The organism is Anatilimnocola aquadivae (assembly GCF_049819085.1).
In the GTDB taxonomy this organism is placed as follows: Bacteria; Planctomycetota; Planctomycetia; order Pirellulales; family Pirellulaceae; genus Anatilimnocola.
Genome location: NZ_CP187419.1, coordinates 7,842,566 through 7,859,732, shown reverse-complemented (window position 1 = coordinate 7,859,732; position 17,167 = coordinate 7,842,566). Strand labels below are relative to the sequence as shown.

At 59.6% G+C, this 17,167-nt stretch carries 14 protein-coding genes; 5 read left to right on the top strand and 9 right to left on the bottom strand.

Annotated elements, in window-relative coordinates:
- Positions 1-141: 141 nt before the first annotated feature.
- Both NA78x_RS31070 and NA78x_RS31065 read right to left on the bottom strand, forming a co-directional pair.
- On the bottom strand, positions 142-495 hold the full coding sequence (locus tag NA78x_RS31070) for a ribonuclease E inhibitor RraB (protein ID WP_425616273.1): 354 nt from the start codon (positions 493-495) through the stop codon (positions 142-144).
- A gap of 73 nt (positions 496-568) precedes the next feature.
- The gene (locus NA78x_RS31065; RefSeq protein WP_425616272.1) at positions 569-1,279 is read right to left on the bottom strand and encodes a YggS family pyridoxal phosphate-dependent enzyme; all 711 of its coding nucleotides are present in this window, start codon (positions 1,277-1,279) and stop codon (positions 569-571) included.
- Between the two features lie 346 nt (positions 1,280-1,625).
- On the opposite strand from NA78x_RS31065, the gene NA78x_RS31060 reads away from it, so the two are divergent.
- Both NA78x_RS31060 and NA78x_RS31055 read left to right on the top strand, forming a co-directional pair.
- Positions 1,626-2,408 carry a PEP-CTERM sorting domain-containing protein gene (locus tag NA78x_RS31060; protein WP_425616271.1) on the top strand — a complete coding sequence of 261 codons (783 nt, stop codon included), beginning with the start codon at positions 1,626-1,628 and terminating at the stop codon, positions 2,406-2,408.
- A 109-nt stretch (positions 2,409-2,517) separates the two neighbouring features.
- Positions 2,518-3,444: an ATP-binding cassette domain-containing protein gene (locus NA78x_RS31055; protein WP_425616270.1), complete on the top strand. Its 927-nt coding sequence runs from the start codon at positions 2,518-2,520 to the stop codon at positions 3,442-3,444.
- On the opposite strand, the gene NA78x_RS31050 is transcribed toward NA78x_RS31055, so the two are convergent.
- A complete protein-coding gene (locus NA78x_RS31050; RefSeq protein WP_425616269.1) occupies positions 3,413-6,775 on the bottom strand; it encodes a PAS domain S-box protein in 3,363 nt (1,120 codons plus the stop codon). The genes NA78x_RS31055 and NA78x_RS31050 overlap by 32 nt on opposite strands.
- Before the next feature lie 135 nt (positions 6,776-6,910).
- Between NA78x_RS31050 and NA78x_RS31045 the strand changes: the two genes are divergently transcribed.
- The 3 genes from NA78x_RS31045 (at position 6,911) to NA78x_RS31035 (ending at position 12,068) form a co-directional block, all read left to right on the top strand.
- Positions 6,911-9,871, top strand: a complete 2,961-nt coding sequence (locus tag NA78x_RS31045; protein WP_425616268.1) for a hypothetical protein — start codon at positions 6,911-6,913, stop codon at positions 9,869-9,871.
- 410 nt (positions 9,872-10,281) lie between these two features.
- Positions 10,282-11,049, top strand: coding sequence for a hypothetical protein (locus tag NA78x_RS31040; protein ID WP_425616267.1), 768 nt, complete (start codon positions 10,282-10,284; stop codon positions 11,047-11,049).
- A gap of 44 nt (positions 11,050-11,093) precedes the next feature.
- Positions 11,094-12,068 (top strand): DUF1559 domain-containing protein, encoded by a 975-nt coding sequence (locus NA78x_RS31035; protein ID WP_425616266.1) that lies wholly within the window; start codon positions 11,094-11,096, stop codon positions 12,066-12,068.
- 86 nt (positions 12,069-12,154) lie between these two features.
- Here the strand turns inward: NA78x_RS31035 and NA78x_RS31030 are convergent, their stop codons facing one another.
- From NA78x_RS31030 to NA78x_RS31005, 6 genes are all read right to left on the bottom strand, one after another.
- Positions 12,155-12,349, bottom strand: a complete 195-nt coding sequence (locus NA78x_RS31030; protein WP_425616265.1) for a hypothetical protein — start codon at positions 12,347-12,349, stop codon at positions 12,155-12,157.
- A gap of 186 nt (positions 12,350-12,535) precedes the next feature.
- Entirely contained in the window at positions 12,536-13,660 is a 1,125-nt protein-coding gene (locus NA78x_RS31025) for a phage portal protein family protein (protein WP_425616264.1), read from the bottom strand.
- A gap of 241 nt (positions 13,661-13,901) precedes the next feature.
- Entirely contained in the window at positions 13,902-14,330 is a 429-nt protein-coding gene (locus NA78x_RS31020) for a phage protein Gp36 family protein (protein ID WP_425616263.1), read from the bottom strand.
- Between the two features lie 125 nt (positions 14,331-14,455).
- Positions 14,456-15,574, bottom strand: a complete 1,119-nt coding sequence (locus NA78x_RS31015) for a major capsid protein (protein WP_425616262.1) — start codon at positions 15,572-15,574, stop codon at positions 14,456-14,458.
- A 135-nt stretch (positions 15,575-15,709) separates the two neighbouring features.
- The gene (locus tag NA78x_RS31010; protein WP_425616261.1) at positions 15,710-16,486 is read right to left on the bottom strand and encodes a head decoration protein; all 777 of its coding nucleotides are present in this window, start codon (positions 16,484-16,486) and stop codon (positions 15,710-15,712) included.
- Positions 16,487-16,558: 72 nt separating this feature from the next.
- Complete coding sequence (locus NA78x_RS31005) at positions 16,559-17,038, bottom strand: hypothetical protein (protein ID WP_425616260.1); 480 nt, start codon at positions 17,036-17,038, stop codon at positions 16,559-16,561.
- Positions 17,039-17,167: the final 129 nt, after the last annotated feature.

The following is a 17,167-nucleotide window of genomic DNA, read 5'->3' as shown; positions in this document are numbered from 1 at the left end:
TGAGTAGTGAACTACGTTCTGGGATAACGGTCGGAGGTCTGCTTCCTTACTCCCTCGCCTCGTGTACTCACGGGGAGAGGGTCGGGGTGAGGGGCCCGAGCTGCGAGGTTGGCAGGCGCAGACGAAGAGGTTCGACTCGCCCTACTCTTCCGCCCCTTCCACGTTGCCGAAAGTGCCCCAGCCATCGCAGAAGCCGCCGTAAGGTTTGCTCAATTCGTTGAGCTCGTTCTGGCACGCAATGACCGCGTCGTAGGTCAGCAGCATGGTCTTGACGCAGAAGACATCAATCTTCTCGCCTTCGTCGGCTTCGTCATCCAGTTCGCCAATCTCGACGTCATAACCTCGACTGCGAGCTGCCTCGACAAATTCGGGCGTCGCTTCCAGGCTGTCGAACACGACCGGAAAATCGACCTGCATCGGCTGGCTCAGGTCGTTGCCATCGGCCACCACGCGCCGCAGCGCATCACCATCGGCATCAGCGGGAAAATCTGTCACTTAAGCAAGTCCTTGGAGTAATTGTCGATTTGTCGGCAAACGCCGAATCGCCACGATAATACCTGGGACAATTCTAAAACAGCCCTTCAAAGAAGCTGGAGCCGATGCGGACAATGGTGGCTCCTTCGGCGATTGCTTCGCGGAAGTCGCCGCTCATCCCCATGCTCAGCTCGGCGAGGCTGATGTTCGGTGGTGCGCTGGGTGCCAGTTGATCGCGCAGCTGGCGAACGGCGGCGAATTGCCGCTGGGCGGTGGCGGCGTCGGTATCGAGACCGGCCATGCTCATCAGGCCGCGGATTTTCAGATGGTTCAGCTTGGCGGCTGCTTCGATGGCGGCGGGCATTTCGTCGGGCGAAAAGCCATGCTTGGCGGCATCGCCCGAGATGTTCACTTCGAGCAAGAGCGAAACGGTTTGTTCCAGTTTGGCCGCTTCGGTTTCGAGTTCTTCCAACAGTCGCAGGCTGTCGATGGAATGAAAGAGCGAGACCAGCGGCAGCGTGCGACGGACTTTGTTGCGTTGCAAATGGCCGATCAAGTGCCAGCGAATCGGCAGGTCGGTCAGTTCCGGCGCCTTCGACCAGATCTCTTGCGGCCGGCTCTCTCCCAGCTCCAGCATGCCGGCTGTTGCTACCTGCCGCGTAATGTTCGCATCGACGTACTTCGTCGCTGCCACGATCGTCACGTCTGTCGCTTGCCTGCCGCTTCGCACCGCTGCCTCAGCCACCAACGCGCGCACGCGAGCGATGTTCTCTAGCAGCACCGGATTCAATTCAGAAGTAGCCATGACCGGTTCGTAGTTTACCATCTTCCCCAACCACGAGAGTTTCGAGTTCGCAGTTCGCAGTTCGGAGTTGGCAAGACACGGAGCTTCCTTCGCACGCAAATTGATTGGCGAGGAGTGGCCATGCGAGACAAGCGGGGCATGGCGAGGTTGATCTGGAGCGTGGATCACATGGCGAGGCTTACAGCACCTTTGGTGCTGCAGACGAATTGGTCCTGGTCTCTGACTGATACGCGTGTTGTCATCCGGGAAAAATCTCCAGGCAGCGCCCTGCTTCTTGGCGTTTGGTGCCTAGGAAGAGAGGCGGTTGCTTCATCGCCCGGAAACTGTTGTTTGCAAGGGACCGGTTATGAGATTCGTTCGCTGCGCTCTGGCGTGTCTGGCTGTGCTGGGGACCGTTGTGTTAGGGGCGGTCGCGGAGTCGTCCGCAGCCATCTATGTGATTGATACGGGTGTGACTAGTTTCTCGGCGTCTCCCAAAAGTCAGCTGACGGGCCTTGGTTACACGGTGAACTCCGGCGGCGCGCTCGCCAATTATTCAGGTTACGAACAGGTGTGGGATCTGCGCTATAACGCCAATCTGAGTGGGACCGATACCACGGCGATGGAAGCCTATCTGCAGAGCGGCGGGCGAATGTATCTGACCGGCGAGCACAACGGCTTTGATGCTTCGCGCAACAACAGCCTGCTGGGCTTCCTGAATGCGACGGGTGCTGGGCCGGTGAGCCTCGTCGCCAACACCAATTTCTCCGGGACACAGACCTTTACCACCGAGGGTCAAGCATTGAACTCGCCGACCACCCTGGCTGGTGTGAACTTCTTCGCGGGGCGAGTCGTCTCGGAAACGGGGCAAGGCTTTTTGGTCACCCAGACCGGCCTCGTGCCTGGGCAAGGATCTTTACTTGCCTGGGACTTTGGCGACATCACTGGGAAAGAATCGGCGCGGATGATCGTCGGTTTCGACCACGAAATGTTCGGCTCGACTCCCGGTGGCCTCGTCGGCAACTTTGCTTCGTTCCTGGGTGCGACCACTGTTGCTCCCGAGCCCGCGACGCTGGTGATGTGGAGCCTTGGCATGGCGGGGATAGGCGTTGTCGGCTGGAGAAGGCGGCGGAAGGCACACGCGTTGTGAGTTCGGGCGGCTGGCCCGCGGAAACCGGCGAGACTTACTTCGCCGAGAGATTCGCGGTACGATGTCGGTACGAGCAACGCGGGTCCAACTCCAGCTAGATTCAATTCGCATGATTGAACTGATCGACTTCGGCAAAGACTACGGCGATTTTCGCGCGGTCGAATGCCTGAACCTGAAGATTGAAGCGGGCGAGATGTTCGGCTTTATCGGCCCGAACGGCGCCGGCAAAAGCACCTCGATTCGCTTTCTCGCCACGCTGCTCAAAGCGAGCCGCGGCGAAGGGATCGTCAACGGCCACAGCGTGACGCAGGACCCGATGGGCGTGCGGCAAAGCGTGGGTTACATGCCCGATAACTTCGGCGTGTACGACGGCATGAAGGTGTGGGAGTTTCTCGACTTCTACGCCGTTGCGTATCGCTTGCCCAAAAGCCGCCGCAAGCAAGTCATCGGCGACGTGCTGGAACTGCTCGACCTGGGGCACAAGCGAGACGATTACGTCAACGGTCTCTCGAAGGGCATGAAGCAGCGGTTGTGCATGGCCAAGACGCTGGTGCACGATCCACCGGTGCTGATTCTCGACGAACCGACCAGCGGCCTCGATCCACGAGCTCGTGTCGAAGTGAAGGCGCTCTTCAAAGAGTTGCGGAAGATGGGGAAAACGATTCTCATCTCCAGCCACATTCTTTCGGAACTGGCCGACTGCTGCACGAGCATTGGCATCATCGAGCGTGGACAGTTGCTGATGCACGGACCCATCGAAGATGTGTACAAGCGAATTCGCGGCAATCGGACCGTCGAGGTTCGTTTTGTGAACAACACCGACGTCGGCATGTCGGTGATTCGCTCCAGCCCTTACACGCGACGGGTCGCGGCCGATGTGAATAGCTGCGTGGTGGAGCTGGAGACCGATGACCGCGGCGTGGCCGAACTGCTGCAGCAACTCATCCACAACAAGGTCGAGGTCCGCAGCTTTGCCGAAAAAGACCCTTCGCTGGAAGACGTCTTCATGATGGTGACCAAGGGATTGGTGACCTAATCGTCGACCTGCTGCCGGCCGAGAGATTGCTGCCCGTGCGACCAACTAGCTTGGCCACGGTGGTCATCAACTCGCCTGGATCGAGAGGTTTGGTGAGGTGCGTCTGAAAGCCGGCGAGGATCGCTTGGTTGCGATCTTCCGCCCGAGCGAAGGCAGTGAGCGCTGCAGCGGGCACGGTATGTCCCTGAGCACGAATGCGGCGCATCAGTTCGTAGCCATCGAGACCAGGCATGCCGATATCGCTGACGATGACATCGGGCTTGGCGGTTTCCAGAATCTGCAGCGCTTCGTTGCCGCTCGGAGCTACCAGCACCGTTGCCTGGCATTCGGTCAGAATCCGTTTGGCTAGTTCCCGAGCGTCTCGTTCGTCATCGATGATGAGCACCTGCACGCCGCTGAGGTTGGGCTGCAGCCAGTCGCGCGGATCGGTTCGTCCAGCGACCAAGCGTGTGCGATCGGTCTTCGCCGGTTGTTCTTCGCGGCTAAGCATGATGGAAATTGGCAACTGCACGGTGAACGTGCTCCCTTGGCCCACGCCGGCGCTGGTCGCGTAGATTGCGCCGCCGTGCAACTCGACCAGTTGCTTGACGATTGCCAGCCCGAGTCCCAGACCGCCGAAGCGGCGCGACGTTGAAGCATCGGCCTGCCGGAAGCGCTCGAAGACGTGCGGCACAAACTCCGGCGCAATGCCCACGCCGCTATCGCGCACGCTGATCTCGACATGGTTGTTGATCCGCCGCAGCGACACTTCAATCTGGCCATCGGCGGGAGTGAACTTGATCGAGTTGCTAAGCAGGTTCCACACGATCTGCTGAATGCGATGCGGATCGCCCGTGATCGGACCTGCCTGACGATCGAGCGTCGTGCGAATGGCGATTCGTTTGGCCTCGGCACTGTGGCGGACGGTGTCGATGGCCGCATTGATGGTGGCGCTCGCATCGACCGTCTGCACGTCGAGGCGAATCTTGCCCGAGATGATGCGGCTCATATCGAGCAGGTCGTCAATCAGCTGGGCTTGGACCCGTGCGTTGCGCTCGATGGTCGTCAGCCCTTCGCGCGCTTCGTCAGCGGCAATCTCGGCATGCTGCAGCAGTTGTGCCCAGCCCAGAATCGCGCTCAGCGGCGTGCGCAGCTCATGACTGAGCGTGGCCAGGAACTCGTCCTTCATATGCCCGGTTCGTTCCGCTTCGGTACGGGCAGCGCGTTCGGACTCGAGCAGCAGTTCGTTCTGTTCGATCAGCTGACGCTCGTCGTGATTGTCGGTGCAGTTGCCGACCCATTCCTTAATCTTGCCATCGGCGGTACACACGGGCGCGCCACGGGCAATCATGTGGCGATACTCGCCATCATGACGACGCACTCGATATTCGCACTCGTACATCTGTCGCGTTTCAACTGCCTGCTGCCAGATCTCCGCCGTCCGCTGGCGATCGTCGGGATGAATGGCCATGAGCCAGCCAAAACCCTCATACTCCGCTTTCGATTGGCCGGTGAATCCACCCCACGAGGGATTGTGGCTGGTCATTCGCCCGTCGATATCGCACAGCCATACCACGGACGAAACCGTATCGACAAAGGTTCGATAGCGTTCCTCTCGCTGTTGCAATTGGCGAGAGACACGAGCTCGCTCGATCGATTCCCAGCAGCGCGTAGCCACGGCGCGAACGAGTTGAACCTCGTCGCTCGTCCACACGCGAGGCTGCCTTTGATGCACAGCCATCGAGGCTACAAATCGGCCCCCTTTGTGCAGCGGCACACAGATCACAGCCTGCGCCTCAATTTCGCGGTACGCATCCACATCCAAGCGAGGCCGGTGGCTGTCGATGTCGTACACCACAAACGGCAGGTCGTCGCGCATCAGCTGCAGCACTTCATCGCCGAAAGCATTAAAGGTCAGCTTGCCGACAATGCTCTTCACGCCGCGCGTATAGTTGCCCACCAGGTTCATCGTGTCTTGATCGGCTTCGACTTCGGCATAGGCACAGCGGTCGACGTCGAGGAACTCACCCAGCAGGCGGGCAGTGGCGGCTACAATTTCGTCGGGATCGATCAGCGGCCGAACGGTATCGCTCACCTGCATCAAAAACCGCATGCGATCTTCAGCGCTCTTTTGCTCCGAGATATCCTCGACGATTCCCATCAAGCTCATTAGTTTGCCGTCGCCATCGTACAGCGGTGACAACGTCGCGCGAGCCCACACCGGAGTTCCGTCGGCACGAATGTACCGCTTTTCGAAACTCGCCCGCGAGGCTCCCTTGGACTCAATCAGCCGGACGTTCTCGCGGCCGATGTCAATGTCGGCGGGATGGGTGTAGTGGTTCGAGTTAAAGCCGACGATCTCTCTCGCTGGCCTGGCGACCAGACGACAGAAGGTTTCGTTCGTCCGTGTGACAACGCCCTTGGTATCAAACTCGACCATGCCCACGGCCGCTTGATCGAACAGAGCGCGAAAGCGAGCCTCACTGCGGCGGAGAGGTTCTTCGGCCCGTTTGCGACTGGTGATATCGCGCGTCGAGCCTGCGACTACCGTGACTTGCCCCGCGAGATCGAAGACCGGGCGAAAGATGTATTCGTAGATTCCGGGCGTACCATCGGCACCGGTGAATTCGGTTTCATCGGCCAGCTGTTGACCGGTGGTAAAGACCTGAGCAATCTGCAGCTGCAACTTGGTGGCTAGCGCGGGCGGATAGTCGAGGTCGTGAAAGTTCCTGCCCACCACTTCGTCCAGCCGCTTGGCCAGCAAGTCAAGCAGCGGCTTGTTGGCATACAAAAAACGCCCCGCACGATCGAACGTGTAGGCAAAGTCGCTGATCGAAGCAAGCGTTGTTTCAAAAATCTGCGCCTGCTGCTGAATCTGGACAAGCATCTCTTGCCGCGCCTGCTCGGCCAGATGATGCTGCGTGAGATCGACACCGTGAGCGAAGATGCCGACGATCTGGCCACGCGAATCTCGCAGAGGCTGATAGACCAGGTTCAGCCGAATCTCGACCGGCTGGCCGTTCGGCTCTTGCCGGATCAGTGCTTGCACATTCTCGCCCACGAAGGGTGTACCGGTCGTGTACACCCGATCGAGCAGTTCGTAGTAGCCTTGGCCTTCGAGTTCGGGAAAGGCATCACGCACCGAACGGCCCACCAGCGGGCGGTGGCCAACCAGTTGCTGGTAAGCATCGTTGGCTAGTTCAAACACATGATCGGGGCCACGCAGCACAGCCAGAAAAGCGGGCGACAGCCGAAAGACCTCGGCGAGCACCTGCAGGTTCGTTCCCTCGGCAATCGATTCGGCCGGAGCGGTAGCCACCGAAGCGTGTACTTTTGCAGAATCGGGATGCATCGCCACCTCATGGAACTCGCTACGATCAAACTGCTTCGCCTGGCAGATGACCACACGCTAGACTAACAAAAACTTGCGACTTACTGCAGCCATTGGTTCCCCTTCACGGTCCCGCCGCAAAACGGATAACCGCAAATGCCATTCGCTCGCCGTGCTACTACCCAGGGCCTTGGTTGCTTCTTATTGCTGGCATTCTGGTCAGCGAGTCCTCACCTCGCTCTGATGGCCGCCGATGGTCGCGAGCAGGGCCTGGAACCCACGCCGCATTGGCTCTGGCAAGGTGACGATCCCACGGCCGAAATCCAACTCCAGCGCCGCTTTAAACTCGATGCTCCCATTTCAACGGCCCAGCTCAAAGTAGCAGCAGATTTTTGTCGGGCAACGATCGAGATCAATGGCCAGCCTGTTCTCGCCGTCGCTCCTTACTGCCAGCTGCAAACGCTCGATGTCACCCGCTGGCTGCAGCGGGGCGAGAACGAACTGATCATTCGCGCCCGGCCAGTTCCCGGACCCGCCGCCGTGGCGATGTCGCTCGCGGTGAAGCACCCCACGAGCACAACGCACCTCGTTACCGATCAGGACTGGTCCGCCGAAGATCTGGGCCCGGTATTGCCCGAATTATGGAACCTCGGTCGGCGCGGCATCGAGCTTTCCCCTTTTGAAAACTACGAGCAGTGGCAACAAGCCAAGACCGACTCGCCCCACAAGACAGCTCCCAAGTTTTGGACCGCCCCAGGCTTCGAAATTGATGAGCTGCGCGTGGCCCATGCCGACGAGGGTTCCTGGATCAGCTTGATATTCGATCCTCAAGGGCGACTCCTCATTTCGCGCGAAGACCAGGGCCTGCTGCGCATGACTTTGGCAGCCGATCGCAAGTCGGTTGAGAAAGTGGAACCCATCGCTTCGTCGCTCAAAGAGATTCGCGGACTCGTGGTCGCTGGTGACTGGCTGATTGCGAACGCCAACAACTCGAAAGGGATATACCGCTTCCAAATCGACGACGCTGGCAAGGTGCGGCACGAAACCCTGCTGCGCGAGTTTCCCGGCAACGTCGGCCACGGACGCAACGACCTGGCGGTGGTGCGAGTCGGCGATCAAGACGTCCTCTATCCCATCCAAGGAGATTCGGTCGATGTGCCGCGCGAGCACATTCGCGACTTCACTTCCCCGCTGAACGAATCGAAACGGAAAGACCAAAAGCGCGAAGGCTTCCTGCTCCGCACCGACAGCGCCGGCCAGAACTGGGAACTTCTCTCCGCTGGCATGCGCAATCCCTACGGCATCGCCATTCACTCGTCGGGCGAGCCATTCACGTTCGATGCTGACAACGAATTCGATATGGGGATGCCCTGGTATCGCCCGACGCGCATCTTGCAGTTGCTGGCCGGCGGCGATGCCGGCTACCGCGAATCGACGGGCAAGTTTCCGCCCCGCTTTCACGACCAGCCTGACAATGCCCCGCCACTGCTCGATATCGGCCGCAGTTCGCCGACCTCGGTAATGTTCGGCTATCAGTTGAACTTCCCCGATCCTTATCGCCAGGCACTGTTCGCCCTCGACTGGACCTACGGCCGCGTCATCGCGGTTCATCTGGCGCCGCGCGGTGCCAGCTATCGCGCGGCGGCAGAACTCTTTCTGCAAGGTCGCCCGCTCAATGTCACCGATGTGGCTGCGGGGCCGGATGGTGATATGTATCTGATCACCGGCGGGCGCAAAACCCAGTCGGCCTTGTATCGCGTGCGCTACTCCGGCCAGCTGCCTCAGCCAATCGCGCTCGGCAAGCACGAAACCCAAGCCCGCGAGCATGCTGCTCTGGTGCGAACGAACTTTCGGACCATTTTGAATCCCTCTACAGAACCACCGACCTTTCCGGAATTGGTCTCCAGCGCGAAAGCCGTCACCACAGACGATCCCGTCCTGAGCTACGCGTGCCGACTCTTCCTCGAATGTCAGCCCACCAGCGATTGGGAGAAGTGGGTCGCGAAAGATCGCAGCGAATTGTTACTCCTGTCGTTGTCACTCGCCCAAGCGCGCCGCGCCGAAGATGCTCCCGAGCTCCTGCGCCGCGTACTGCGGCGGAAGCTCTCGCAACTCGATCTCTCCGCGCAATTCACCTGGCTGCGGATCGTGCAGTTGTGTCACGAGCAAGCGCCGGAAGTCGTGGCTCAAAACCGAATGGCCCTGCAACGAGAACTTCAGTCGCTAGCGCAACAGCTGACCGTTAACGCCACCTTCGCAGTAGCGCCCGCAGGAACGAGCGACGAACTCCGCCGCCGCGTCGCGCTGCTGATGGGTGAACTCGAATCAACCGAACTGCCCCCCTTTGCTGCGCAGACATTGCTCGTCGGTAGCGTGCAGGAAGATCAACTGGCCGGCCTGCTGGCCTTGCGCAATACCCGCGCTGGTTGGACCCCTGAAACTCGCCGCACAGAACTACTTGCCCTGAACAACATTCCTCGAATGATCGGCGGCGCTGGCTTGCCGCCATTCGAGAAATGGCTGCGACCACAAATCCTGGCGACTCTCAGCGAGGACGAGAAGAAAGCATTCGCCGACTTGCTCGAACCCAAACCAGAACCCACCGAACCACTGCCGCCGCCGCGACCCCACGTACAAAAGTGGATGCTCGAAGAACTCGCCTCCCTCTACAACAACGAAGCCTCACCCGGCGACGCCAAGCTCGGAGCGACGATCTTTCGCGACGCGCTTTGCGTGCGCTGTCACCGCGTCGGCTTACGCGGCGCAGCAGTTGGACCCGAACTAACGCAGGTAAGTCGCCGCTTCAGCAAGCGGGACCTGCTGGAGTCGATCGTGCTCCCCAATCTGTCAGTAGCCGAAAACTACCGGCTGGAAACCATCCTCACCGACGACGGCAAGTCGTACACGGGGCGCGTCGTAGCCGCGGTCGATTACCGCTCCGAAAAGTTGACCTTCAATACCGATCCCCTCCGCCCCGAGCTAACCGTCGAAATCGACAAGAAGCAAATCTCGGCACACCGACCAACAGAAACGTCCCCCATGCCCAGCGGTCTGCTCGATACCTTCTCGCGCGACGAGATCCGCCACTTGCTCGCGTATCTGCTCGCCGGCCAATGACCGTCCCTTGAACAGTCCCTTTTCAGCGCTCGTGACGAGCCGCTTTTGATAACTTTTTGCGCTAAAAATTGATTTAAATCTGTCGCCATAAACATCATCCTTTAAACACGTTGCGTCGAGAATCGAGTAGTAATAAGCCATTTTCTGATAACCGTTTGATACCCACCTTTTGCCCCTGTTCACACTCACGGCTGAACAGGCCCTAAACGGGTGGTTTGATAACCTTCGCACTTTGTGCACAGTAACCGCCCAGAGCTCTTCGTTCGTCGCTGTAACTGCAACCCAAGCTTGTCCTTTGGCATCAATTGCCCTAGCTAATCTCAGCGGGTTTGCGCAAAATAAAAATTGGTACGAAATTAACCTTTGAGCGGCATCAGCAGCCCTCCTATCCTGGGGGCTGAGTACATGGATTGGTACTTGAGCCGGCTGCTGAAAGCGGACGATCTTCGCTCTGGAAGCCTTATTGCCGAAGCCTGCTCATCAATACAACTCTCTCCCCTTCTTCCTATCAGGCGTCCCTCGCCTGGTCGCTGATCTCAGGTACGTCGATGTTGCCACCGAGCAATTCCTGTTGGCTGGGTTCGCTATTCGTCCTTGCCTGCGCACTCGTGGGCTGTGGTCCAAGCGGTCCCGATGTTTCGATTCCGTCTTACAACTCGGGGTCGGCGGGTAGCCAGGCCATCAAACTGTTCGACGCCAATCAAAACGGCACCATCGAAGCAGCGGAACTGTCGGCCTGCCCGGGCGTGCAAGCCGCGCTGCCACGCATCGATCTCGATGGCAACGGCCAACTTACCGCCAGTGAAATCGGTCAGCGCGTCGCCTATTACGGCTCGCAACCCATCGGCGTCATGCCGCTGGTCTGCAAGGTGGTCTACAACGGCAGGCCCTTGCCAAATGCCAGTGTGACGTTTGTGCCCGAAGAGTTCTTTGGCGGCGCCATCACGTCGGCCAGTGGAACCACCGACGCCAATGGCAGTGTCTCGCTGCAAAAAGAAGGCTTGGATTTTCCCGCCTTGCAGCTGGGCATGTACCGCGTGCAAGTTTCGGCCAAGAACCCGGCCGGCGCGGAATCCATTCCGTCGCAGTTCAACACCAACACCACCTTGGGTGCCGAAGTCGCGCCCGATGCTCCTGGGCAGGAGCGAGGCCTGGTGCTGGAACTCAAAGCTCACTAACACGATTCATTCTCTCTCGATTCTTACTGCCAGGAATGTCATTCATGCCTCCTCTCCCTCTCCGCACTCACGCGCGGCGACTTTCCCTTCGTCGCCTCTCCGCCTTCACTCTCGTGGAGCTGCTGGTGGTGATTGCCATCATCGGCGTGCTAGTCGCGCTGCTGCTACCGGCAGTGCAACAAGCCCGCGAATCGGCTCGCCGCATTCAGTGCAGCAACCACTTGAAGCAAATCGGCCTGGCCTTTCACAATCATCACGACACGTTGGGACACTTGCCCACGGGTGGCTGGGGCTGGAACTACGTTGGCGATCCCGATGGTGGCTTCGGCGAGAATCAACCCGGCGGTTGGACGTACAACATTCTTCCGTTCATTGAACAGCAGGCCCTGCGCGATATTGGCCTGGGGCAAACAGGTCCGCTCAAGCAAGCTGAGTTGGCTCGTCTTGTCGGAGTGCCGATCAAGTTCTATCACTGTCCGTCGCGACGAGCCGCGCGTATTTATCCGATCACCGTTCAGCCTGTGAATGCTGCAACCGTGAGCCAGGGTGCCAAGCTCGACTATGGGGCCAACTGCGGCGATGGAGGCAACGAACGTAGCGGCGGTGCAGCCGCCGATGCTCCCTCGGCCCATGCGACCTATCCCGGCATTCTCTTCGACAAGAGCACGGTCAAGCTCAAGGACATTACCGATGGTCTGTCCAATTCCTTTATGGTGGGCGAAAAGTATCTGAGCCCCACGGCTTACACGACGGGCACCGACGCCGCCGATAACGAAAACCTGTATGTCGGCTTTGATAACGACAACAGCCGCTCCGTCGCCGTCCCCGGTTATTTCCCGCCGCGTCAAGACACTCGGCTGGTTGCCAATCTGCAGATCTTCGGCAGCGCTCATCCCGGTGGCTTCAACATGGTGATGTGCGATGGCTCGGTGCGAGTCATCCAGTACACCATTGACGAAATCAGCTATCGCTACCTGGGCAATGTGATGGACGGTGAGGTCATCACCTACAAGTTCTAAGCGCGCACGAGTCGCTTCCTGGGCGAGTGCCAAACGCACTCGCCCATCGATGGCTTCTCCAAAAACGACGCGCTGGGCCGCTCTCTTTAAGCAGCGGCCCGCCGGTACGTAACCGGACTCGCCGCACCTTCTTCGGCGATGACCGCTTGCGCGGGACTTCCTTGCATCACCTCGTTGTAGGTGCGAATCCAGGTCGAGGCATCGCGCAGCGTTAGCCCGCGAGCAACCGTCTCGCGACTCGGCAACAACACAACAGAAAACAGCGGAGGCAATTGCGACATGACAGAATCTCCTAATCGTGATGAATAGTGTACGGTTGAACATTAGAGCAATCGGCTGTGACTAGTTAGGTCACGAGCTAGCAGAAAAAAAAGGGGCTGGGAGCTAGGGGCTGGGGAAATGCAGAAGGCATTTTCCTCTGACCTCCGACTCCCGACCTCTGATCTCCTGACCCCGCCTCCCGCCTCCTAACCCCGCGACCCAAACCGCTCGGAGTAAATCTCCGTGAGCGGGCGGGGCTTGATCTCGTACTGAGGTTGTTCGCCGAAGTTGAGTTGCGAGATGGGCCGGAGGATATCGCGATCGAGACAGCGAATCAGTTCGGCCAGCTCGGTTTGCACGGCGCTGAGGGCGACGACGAACGGAATCCAGCGGCCCGAAAAACCACTGCCGCTTGTCGAGGCCTGAATGATCTCGGGAGGCACTTCGAGCGCTTTCCAGATCTCCAGGTCGAGATCTTTCTTCCAGTGAAAGATGGCGGTGTAGCCGGCAACACCCTGCGGCGGCGTATAGTCGACCAGCTTGCGACCATCCTGGTCGTACAGCAGCGGCAAGGTCATCGCGCCGCCCGATTGCCGCGATTCAACCACTTCGCGGGCCAGGTCACGCCAGCTGAGTTCCTGCCCATCAGCCAGTTGCACCTTACGATCGGGCGGATACCAAAAGATGTCGCCGAGGTACGCATCTTTGATCATCCGCAGGCGGATGGTTCGCTTGGCACCTCCTTCCATCCACTTCTCGTACCAGGCGGGATAAGCCCGCGCGAGCAGGGCACAGCCATAGGGATTCGTGCATTCGGAATCGAAGGTGGCGTTGAGCGCGAGGGGCGCGAAGACTTCGGTCTCGCGTTCTTTTTCGCGCATCACGTAGCCAATCGGTTCGTCGCCGCGCATCAGCAGGCGACAATCGCGCGGGTGACGATCCTTGAGCGCCGCGAATTCAATGAGCCCGCGAAACTCGCCCGATTGCGATTCGCGATACACCACTTCGAACGGCATGAAGCCGTACAGTTTCGCCTTGAGCAATTGATGGGCGTACTGTGTCCAGATGCGATCCCACTGCTGCTGCACCCAGCGATTCATCGCGGGCTGCGGCCCAGTCACATCGATCTGCGCCGCCATCAACAGACCATTCCGCGCACCCAAAGCAATCCGCACCTGCGGATCATAGCGCATCAAGTCAGCGGTCTGCAGCGTGAACGGCGGTAAGTCATCGACGCGCGTTGTGACCGGCGTGGCCGTCACCGGCGCTGCCGCTCGCTGGGGAGTTGTCCGTCGTAGCAAGGTATCGCGAAGTTTGGTGAACAGAGTCATGGGTTCCTCGGGGAGTCGGGGTTCGGGATTCGGAAGTCAGAGGTCGCGGGGGAAATGTCTGGTTCCCTCGCCTCAGTACTCTGGGGAGAGGGTTAGGGTGAGGGGTCTAGGGGTGGATACTCGATCGCAGTTCAGCCCCTCACCCCGGCCCTCTCCCCGGAGTACCGAGGAGAGGGAGGAGAGGCAGCAGGAGAGGAAACCGCAAATGCCATTGCATCAGCATTTCCCCAGCCCCCAGCCCCTAGTCCCTCCTCACCGCGCGAGCCTGCGAAAAATCGACCCGGAAGTTCGTCACGCTGGGCCTGGTATCGAGCGTGATGACTGCTTGGGGGATGTTTCGCCGACCGGCGGCGATTTCGAGCAGTTCTGCGAAGTAGGTGTCGTGTTGTTCTTGCAGGGCTTGAGGTGCTTGTTCGCCGCGACGAATCGCGAGCAAGTAAACGGCGATCGCGGCGTTCGCATCGCGGCACCAGGCATTGCCCGCGAGACTGGCCAGCGAGTAGCGAACTTCCAAGATCGCATTCATGCGACCTGCGGCTCGTTCAATCGCCCGCTGGAGGTGCGCTTCTTCCGCCGGCGAGAGCGTGCCGCTTTCGTCGTCGTCGACACTTGCGAGCAACAGGTCTGGGGCCCAGATGGCTTCGAGATCGGCAGTAGTGCAGTAGGTCATGGGTAGGGGCCAGAGGTTAGAGGTTAGGGACCAGGGAATTCAGGAGTCGGGATTCAGGAGTCGGGCAGGTCGGAAGTGTTTAGCTTCCGATACCTGGTCCCTGACCCCTGGCCCCTTCCTCCCTCTTAGTACGATCCACCCGTGAGTCGTCCGTAGGCGACGGCGGAGGGCATGTAGAGCGCAGGGATGCCATTGAAGACAGCGCTCAATTGCCAACCGCTCGGGTCGTGCGTGGGGAACGCAAACGGGTGGAAGCCAAACCGTTCGGACTTGGGTCCGTTTGGCCCTTCGGTGACGATTTCCGAACCTTCGAGAAACTGCGTCCAGCGACGCGAAGGGTCGGGGAAGAACGCCGCATGCGTATCGTCGATCAGCTTGGTGAACGGCTCGCTCGAACCGTTCCAGATTTCCAAGCCGTAATCGATGACATGAAAAGTGACCCACGGAATCGCTCGCAGCACGGCCGAGAACTCGCCCGCACCGACGCGGCGGAGCGACTCGAACACCACATTGGCCGAGCCACCTTGGGCTTGGACCTTCGTGTTGTTGACGATGTGCTGCCAGCCCACGCTGGTCAGCACCACGTGCGCGAGTCCGAGTCCCGTCAGCCGCACCATCGCTGCGTTGATCTGGTGCAGATGCTTGGGGATGTCGGTGCCGGCGGTCGCCCAGTCGGCATTCAGAATGTTCCCATCGCCCAGCATGTTGAGCTGGTCGAGGTTTCCCGCGGGGATGCGAAAGTGAACATCGGTCAGGCCGCCCGTGAAGCCGTGACGCAGATCGTCGCCGTCTTCCAGGAACGAGTACTTGCCCCGCAGCATGGCCGCGGTTTGAAACTCGATGAGGTTGGCAAACCGCTGCGACAGGTATGCTTCCTGGCGCGTGACATACGTCTCGCCGCGCACATCGAGCTCGTCACTGGGACCGCCAATCGCGCGGCGATTAAGCAGGTCTTCGTCGAGCAGCGAGATGGTCTCGGCAGCGCGAGGAAAGCTCCCCTTCACTGCTTGAACAGCTTGAGGACGCTGCCGACTCGACGACTGCCCGGGAGTGCGGCCAGTCGCCACCGTCCGCGTGCTCGGCACAACGTCGTACGCAAAGCTGCGTCCCGATTGTTGCACCTTGTTGGTGCCAGCAAAGTGCCAACCAAACAACCGCTGCAACGTCGTGCCCGGCAGGTTGAGTTGGTTGACCGCTTTGATGATCGTTTTGGGAGCGAGAACTTGAGAAACAGAAAGACCCATGATGGAAACTCCGGTAAAAAAAGGAACTGGGAACTGGGAACTGGGGAAGACGGGATTCGGGAGTCAGAGGTCGGGAGTCGGGGTGGTGAGTATTTCTCGCTGGCCCCTGGTCCCTAGCCTCTGGCCCCTTCCTCACTACGAAACAGTCGCGGTGGTGCCGCCGAGATTGGTCACCAACCACTTCAGCGTGCCGCCGTTGGTGTAGACGCACTCGACGAGCACCTGGCTGCCGATCTTTTGACTAGCGGTGCTAAAGGTGACGGAACTGGCTGCAGCATTTCCCTTGTGAATGAGATCGCTGCTGCCGCCGATCGTGAGATCGTTGTCAGCGGTTTGCGTGATGCGAAACGCAAGTCCGTTCGCCTTGGTCGGCAACGTGAAGACAGCTGCCCCCGTTGCGAGAAACATCAGTCCGCTATCGGCCGCCGTGAGCGTGTAGTTGGTGCTCTTGCGATAGACACCGCGCGGGCTGAGCAGCGGAGCCGTAGAGGCCGGCTTGCGATCGAAAAGCATTCGCGAAGCCAGCTGTTGACGGGCCCGCGGGTCGAGATTGTGAAGCTCTGCTTCGCGCAGCAGCCCATGCACAATCAGCTGCGTAAAGCGATCCGTGGCGACGCCATTCACGAGCATGTCTTGATGTTGCTCGAGTACGCCGACGGCGATTTGCGAGCCGTCGTTGGCATCGGGATCGTAGACCACCGCCTGACCGTCGCTGTCGCGCAGGGCCAGGACGGTACCGCCACGTAGCGTGGTTTCGGGCGTGTTACCCCCATCGACGGACTCGCTAGCGAGCATGACGCGCTGCGTGACAATCTGGTCTTGGCCATGACGGCCCGACCAGGTGACCTGTGCTTGGTCCGATTCAATGGCGACATCGAATCCGGGAACATTGCCAGTCGTAAACTGAGACATTGCATTCAACTCCAAAAGGAAAAAAAGAGAACGAAAATCGTGATTGAGTTCGGTTGACGCCAACGGCGCGAGTTACTTCTGCAACAGCCCGGCGCGTTGCAGTTGCGTGCGGGCGATTTGCTCGGCCTGCTGGTCGGAGAGCTCATCGCTGTGCACTTGGAAGAAGGCGTCGCCGGCCGGATGAACCGGTTGGCTGACCGTCGTGGTCGCTTCTCGCCGCAACACGGGTGGCAAGCCCTGCGCGAGCAACTCGAGCACCTGCCGCGTCGACAACAGCGGATCGCCATCCGCATTCAAATTGGCGGCTTGCTCGACGAGCGAGGTCAGTCGTTGCCGAACTCCGGGAGGCAGATCGTGAGCCGCTTGCACCGCTGAGACGGCTGCGGAACGATGTGGCGCGACCAGATCGACGGGCACTTTGGCCGGCGCTACTGGCTCGGACAACACAGCCTCGGGCAAGACGGGTTCGCACAATGCCGCAGCTAGATCCTCGGCGGCTGATGCAGCGATGGAATCACCGTCTGGCGGGAGGGATAGGACAGAGTCGGACATGAATTCACCCCTAAAAGAAAGCGGTTGCGAGCACTTGTCAGCCATCCCGATCCGCATGAAACAGGACGGCCAAGTGATGAGCCAATCTTTAGAAGTTGGTGAATCATTGTCAATAGTTGAGTCGATATA

Coding starts and splice junctions, on each gene's coding strand:
- NA78x_RS31065 (WP_425616272.1), bottom strand. CDS start 1,279: ATGGCTACTTCTGAATTGAATCCGGTGCTGCTAGAGAACATCGCTCGC.
- NA78x_RS31060 (WP_425616271.1), top strand. CDS start 1,626: ATGAGATTCGTTCGCTGCGCTCTGGCGTGTCTGGCTGTGCTGGGGACC.
- NA78x_RS31055 (WP_425616270.1), top strand. CDS start 2,518: ATGATTGAACTGATCGACTTCGGCAAAGACTACGGCGATTTTCGCGCG.
- NA78x_RS31050 (WP_425616269.1), bottom strand. CDS start 6,775: ATGCATCCCGATTCTGCAAAAGTACACGCTTCGGTGGCTACCGCTCCG.
- NA78x_RS31045 (WP_425616268.1), top strand. CDS start 6,911: ATGCCATTCGCTCGCCGTGCTACTACCCAGGGCCTTGGTTGCTTCTTA.
- NA78x_RS31035 (WP_425616266.1), top strand. CDS start 11,094: ATGCCTCCTCTCCCTCTCCGCACTCACGCGCGGCGACTTTCCCTTCGT.
- NA78x_RS31030 (WP_425616265.1), bottom strand. CDS start 12,349: ATGTCGCAATTGCCTCCGCTGTTTTCTGTTGTGTTGTTGCCGAGTCGC.
- NA78x_RS31025 (WP_425616264.1), bottom strand. CDS start 13,660: ATGACTCTGTTCACCAAACTTCGCGATACCTTGCTACGACGGACAACT.
- NA78x_RS31020 (WP_425616263.1), bottom strand. CDS start 14,330: ATGACCTACTGCACTACTGCCGATCTCGAAGCCATCTGGGCCCCAGAC.
- NA78x_RS31015 (WP_425616262.1), bottom strand. CDS start 15,574: ATGGGTCTTTCTGTTTCTCAAGTTCTCGCTCCCAAAACGATCATCAAA.
- NA78x_RS31010 (WP_425616261.1), bottom strand. CDS start 16,486: ATGTCTCAGTTTACGACTGGCAATGTTCCCGGATTCGATGTCGCCATT.
- NA78x_RS31005 (WP_425616260.1), bottom strand. CDS start 17,038: ATGTCCGACTCTGTCCTATCCCTCCCGCCAGACGGTGATTCCATCGCT.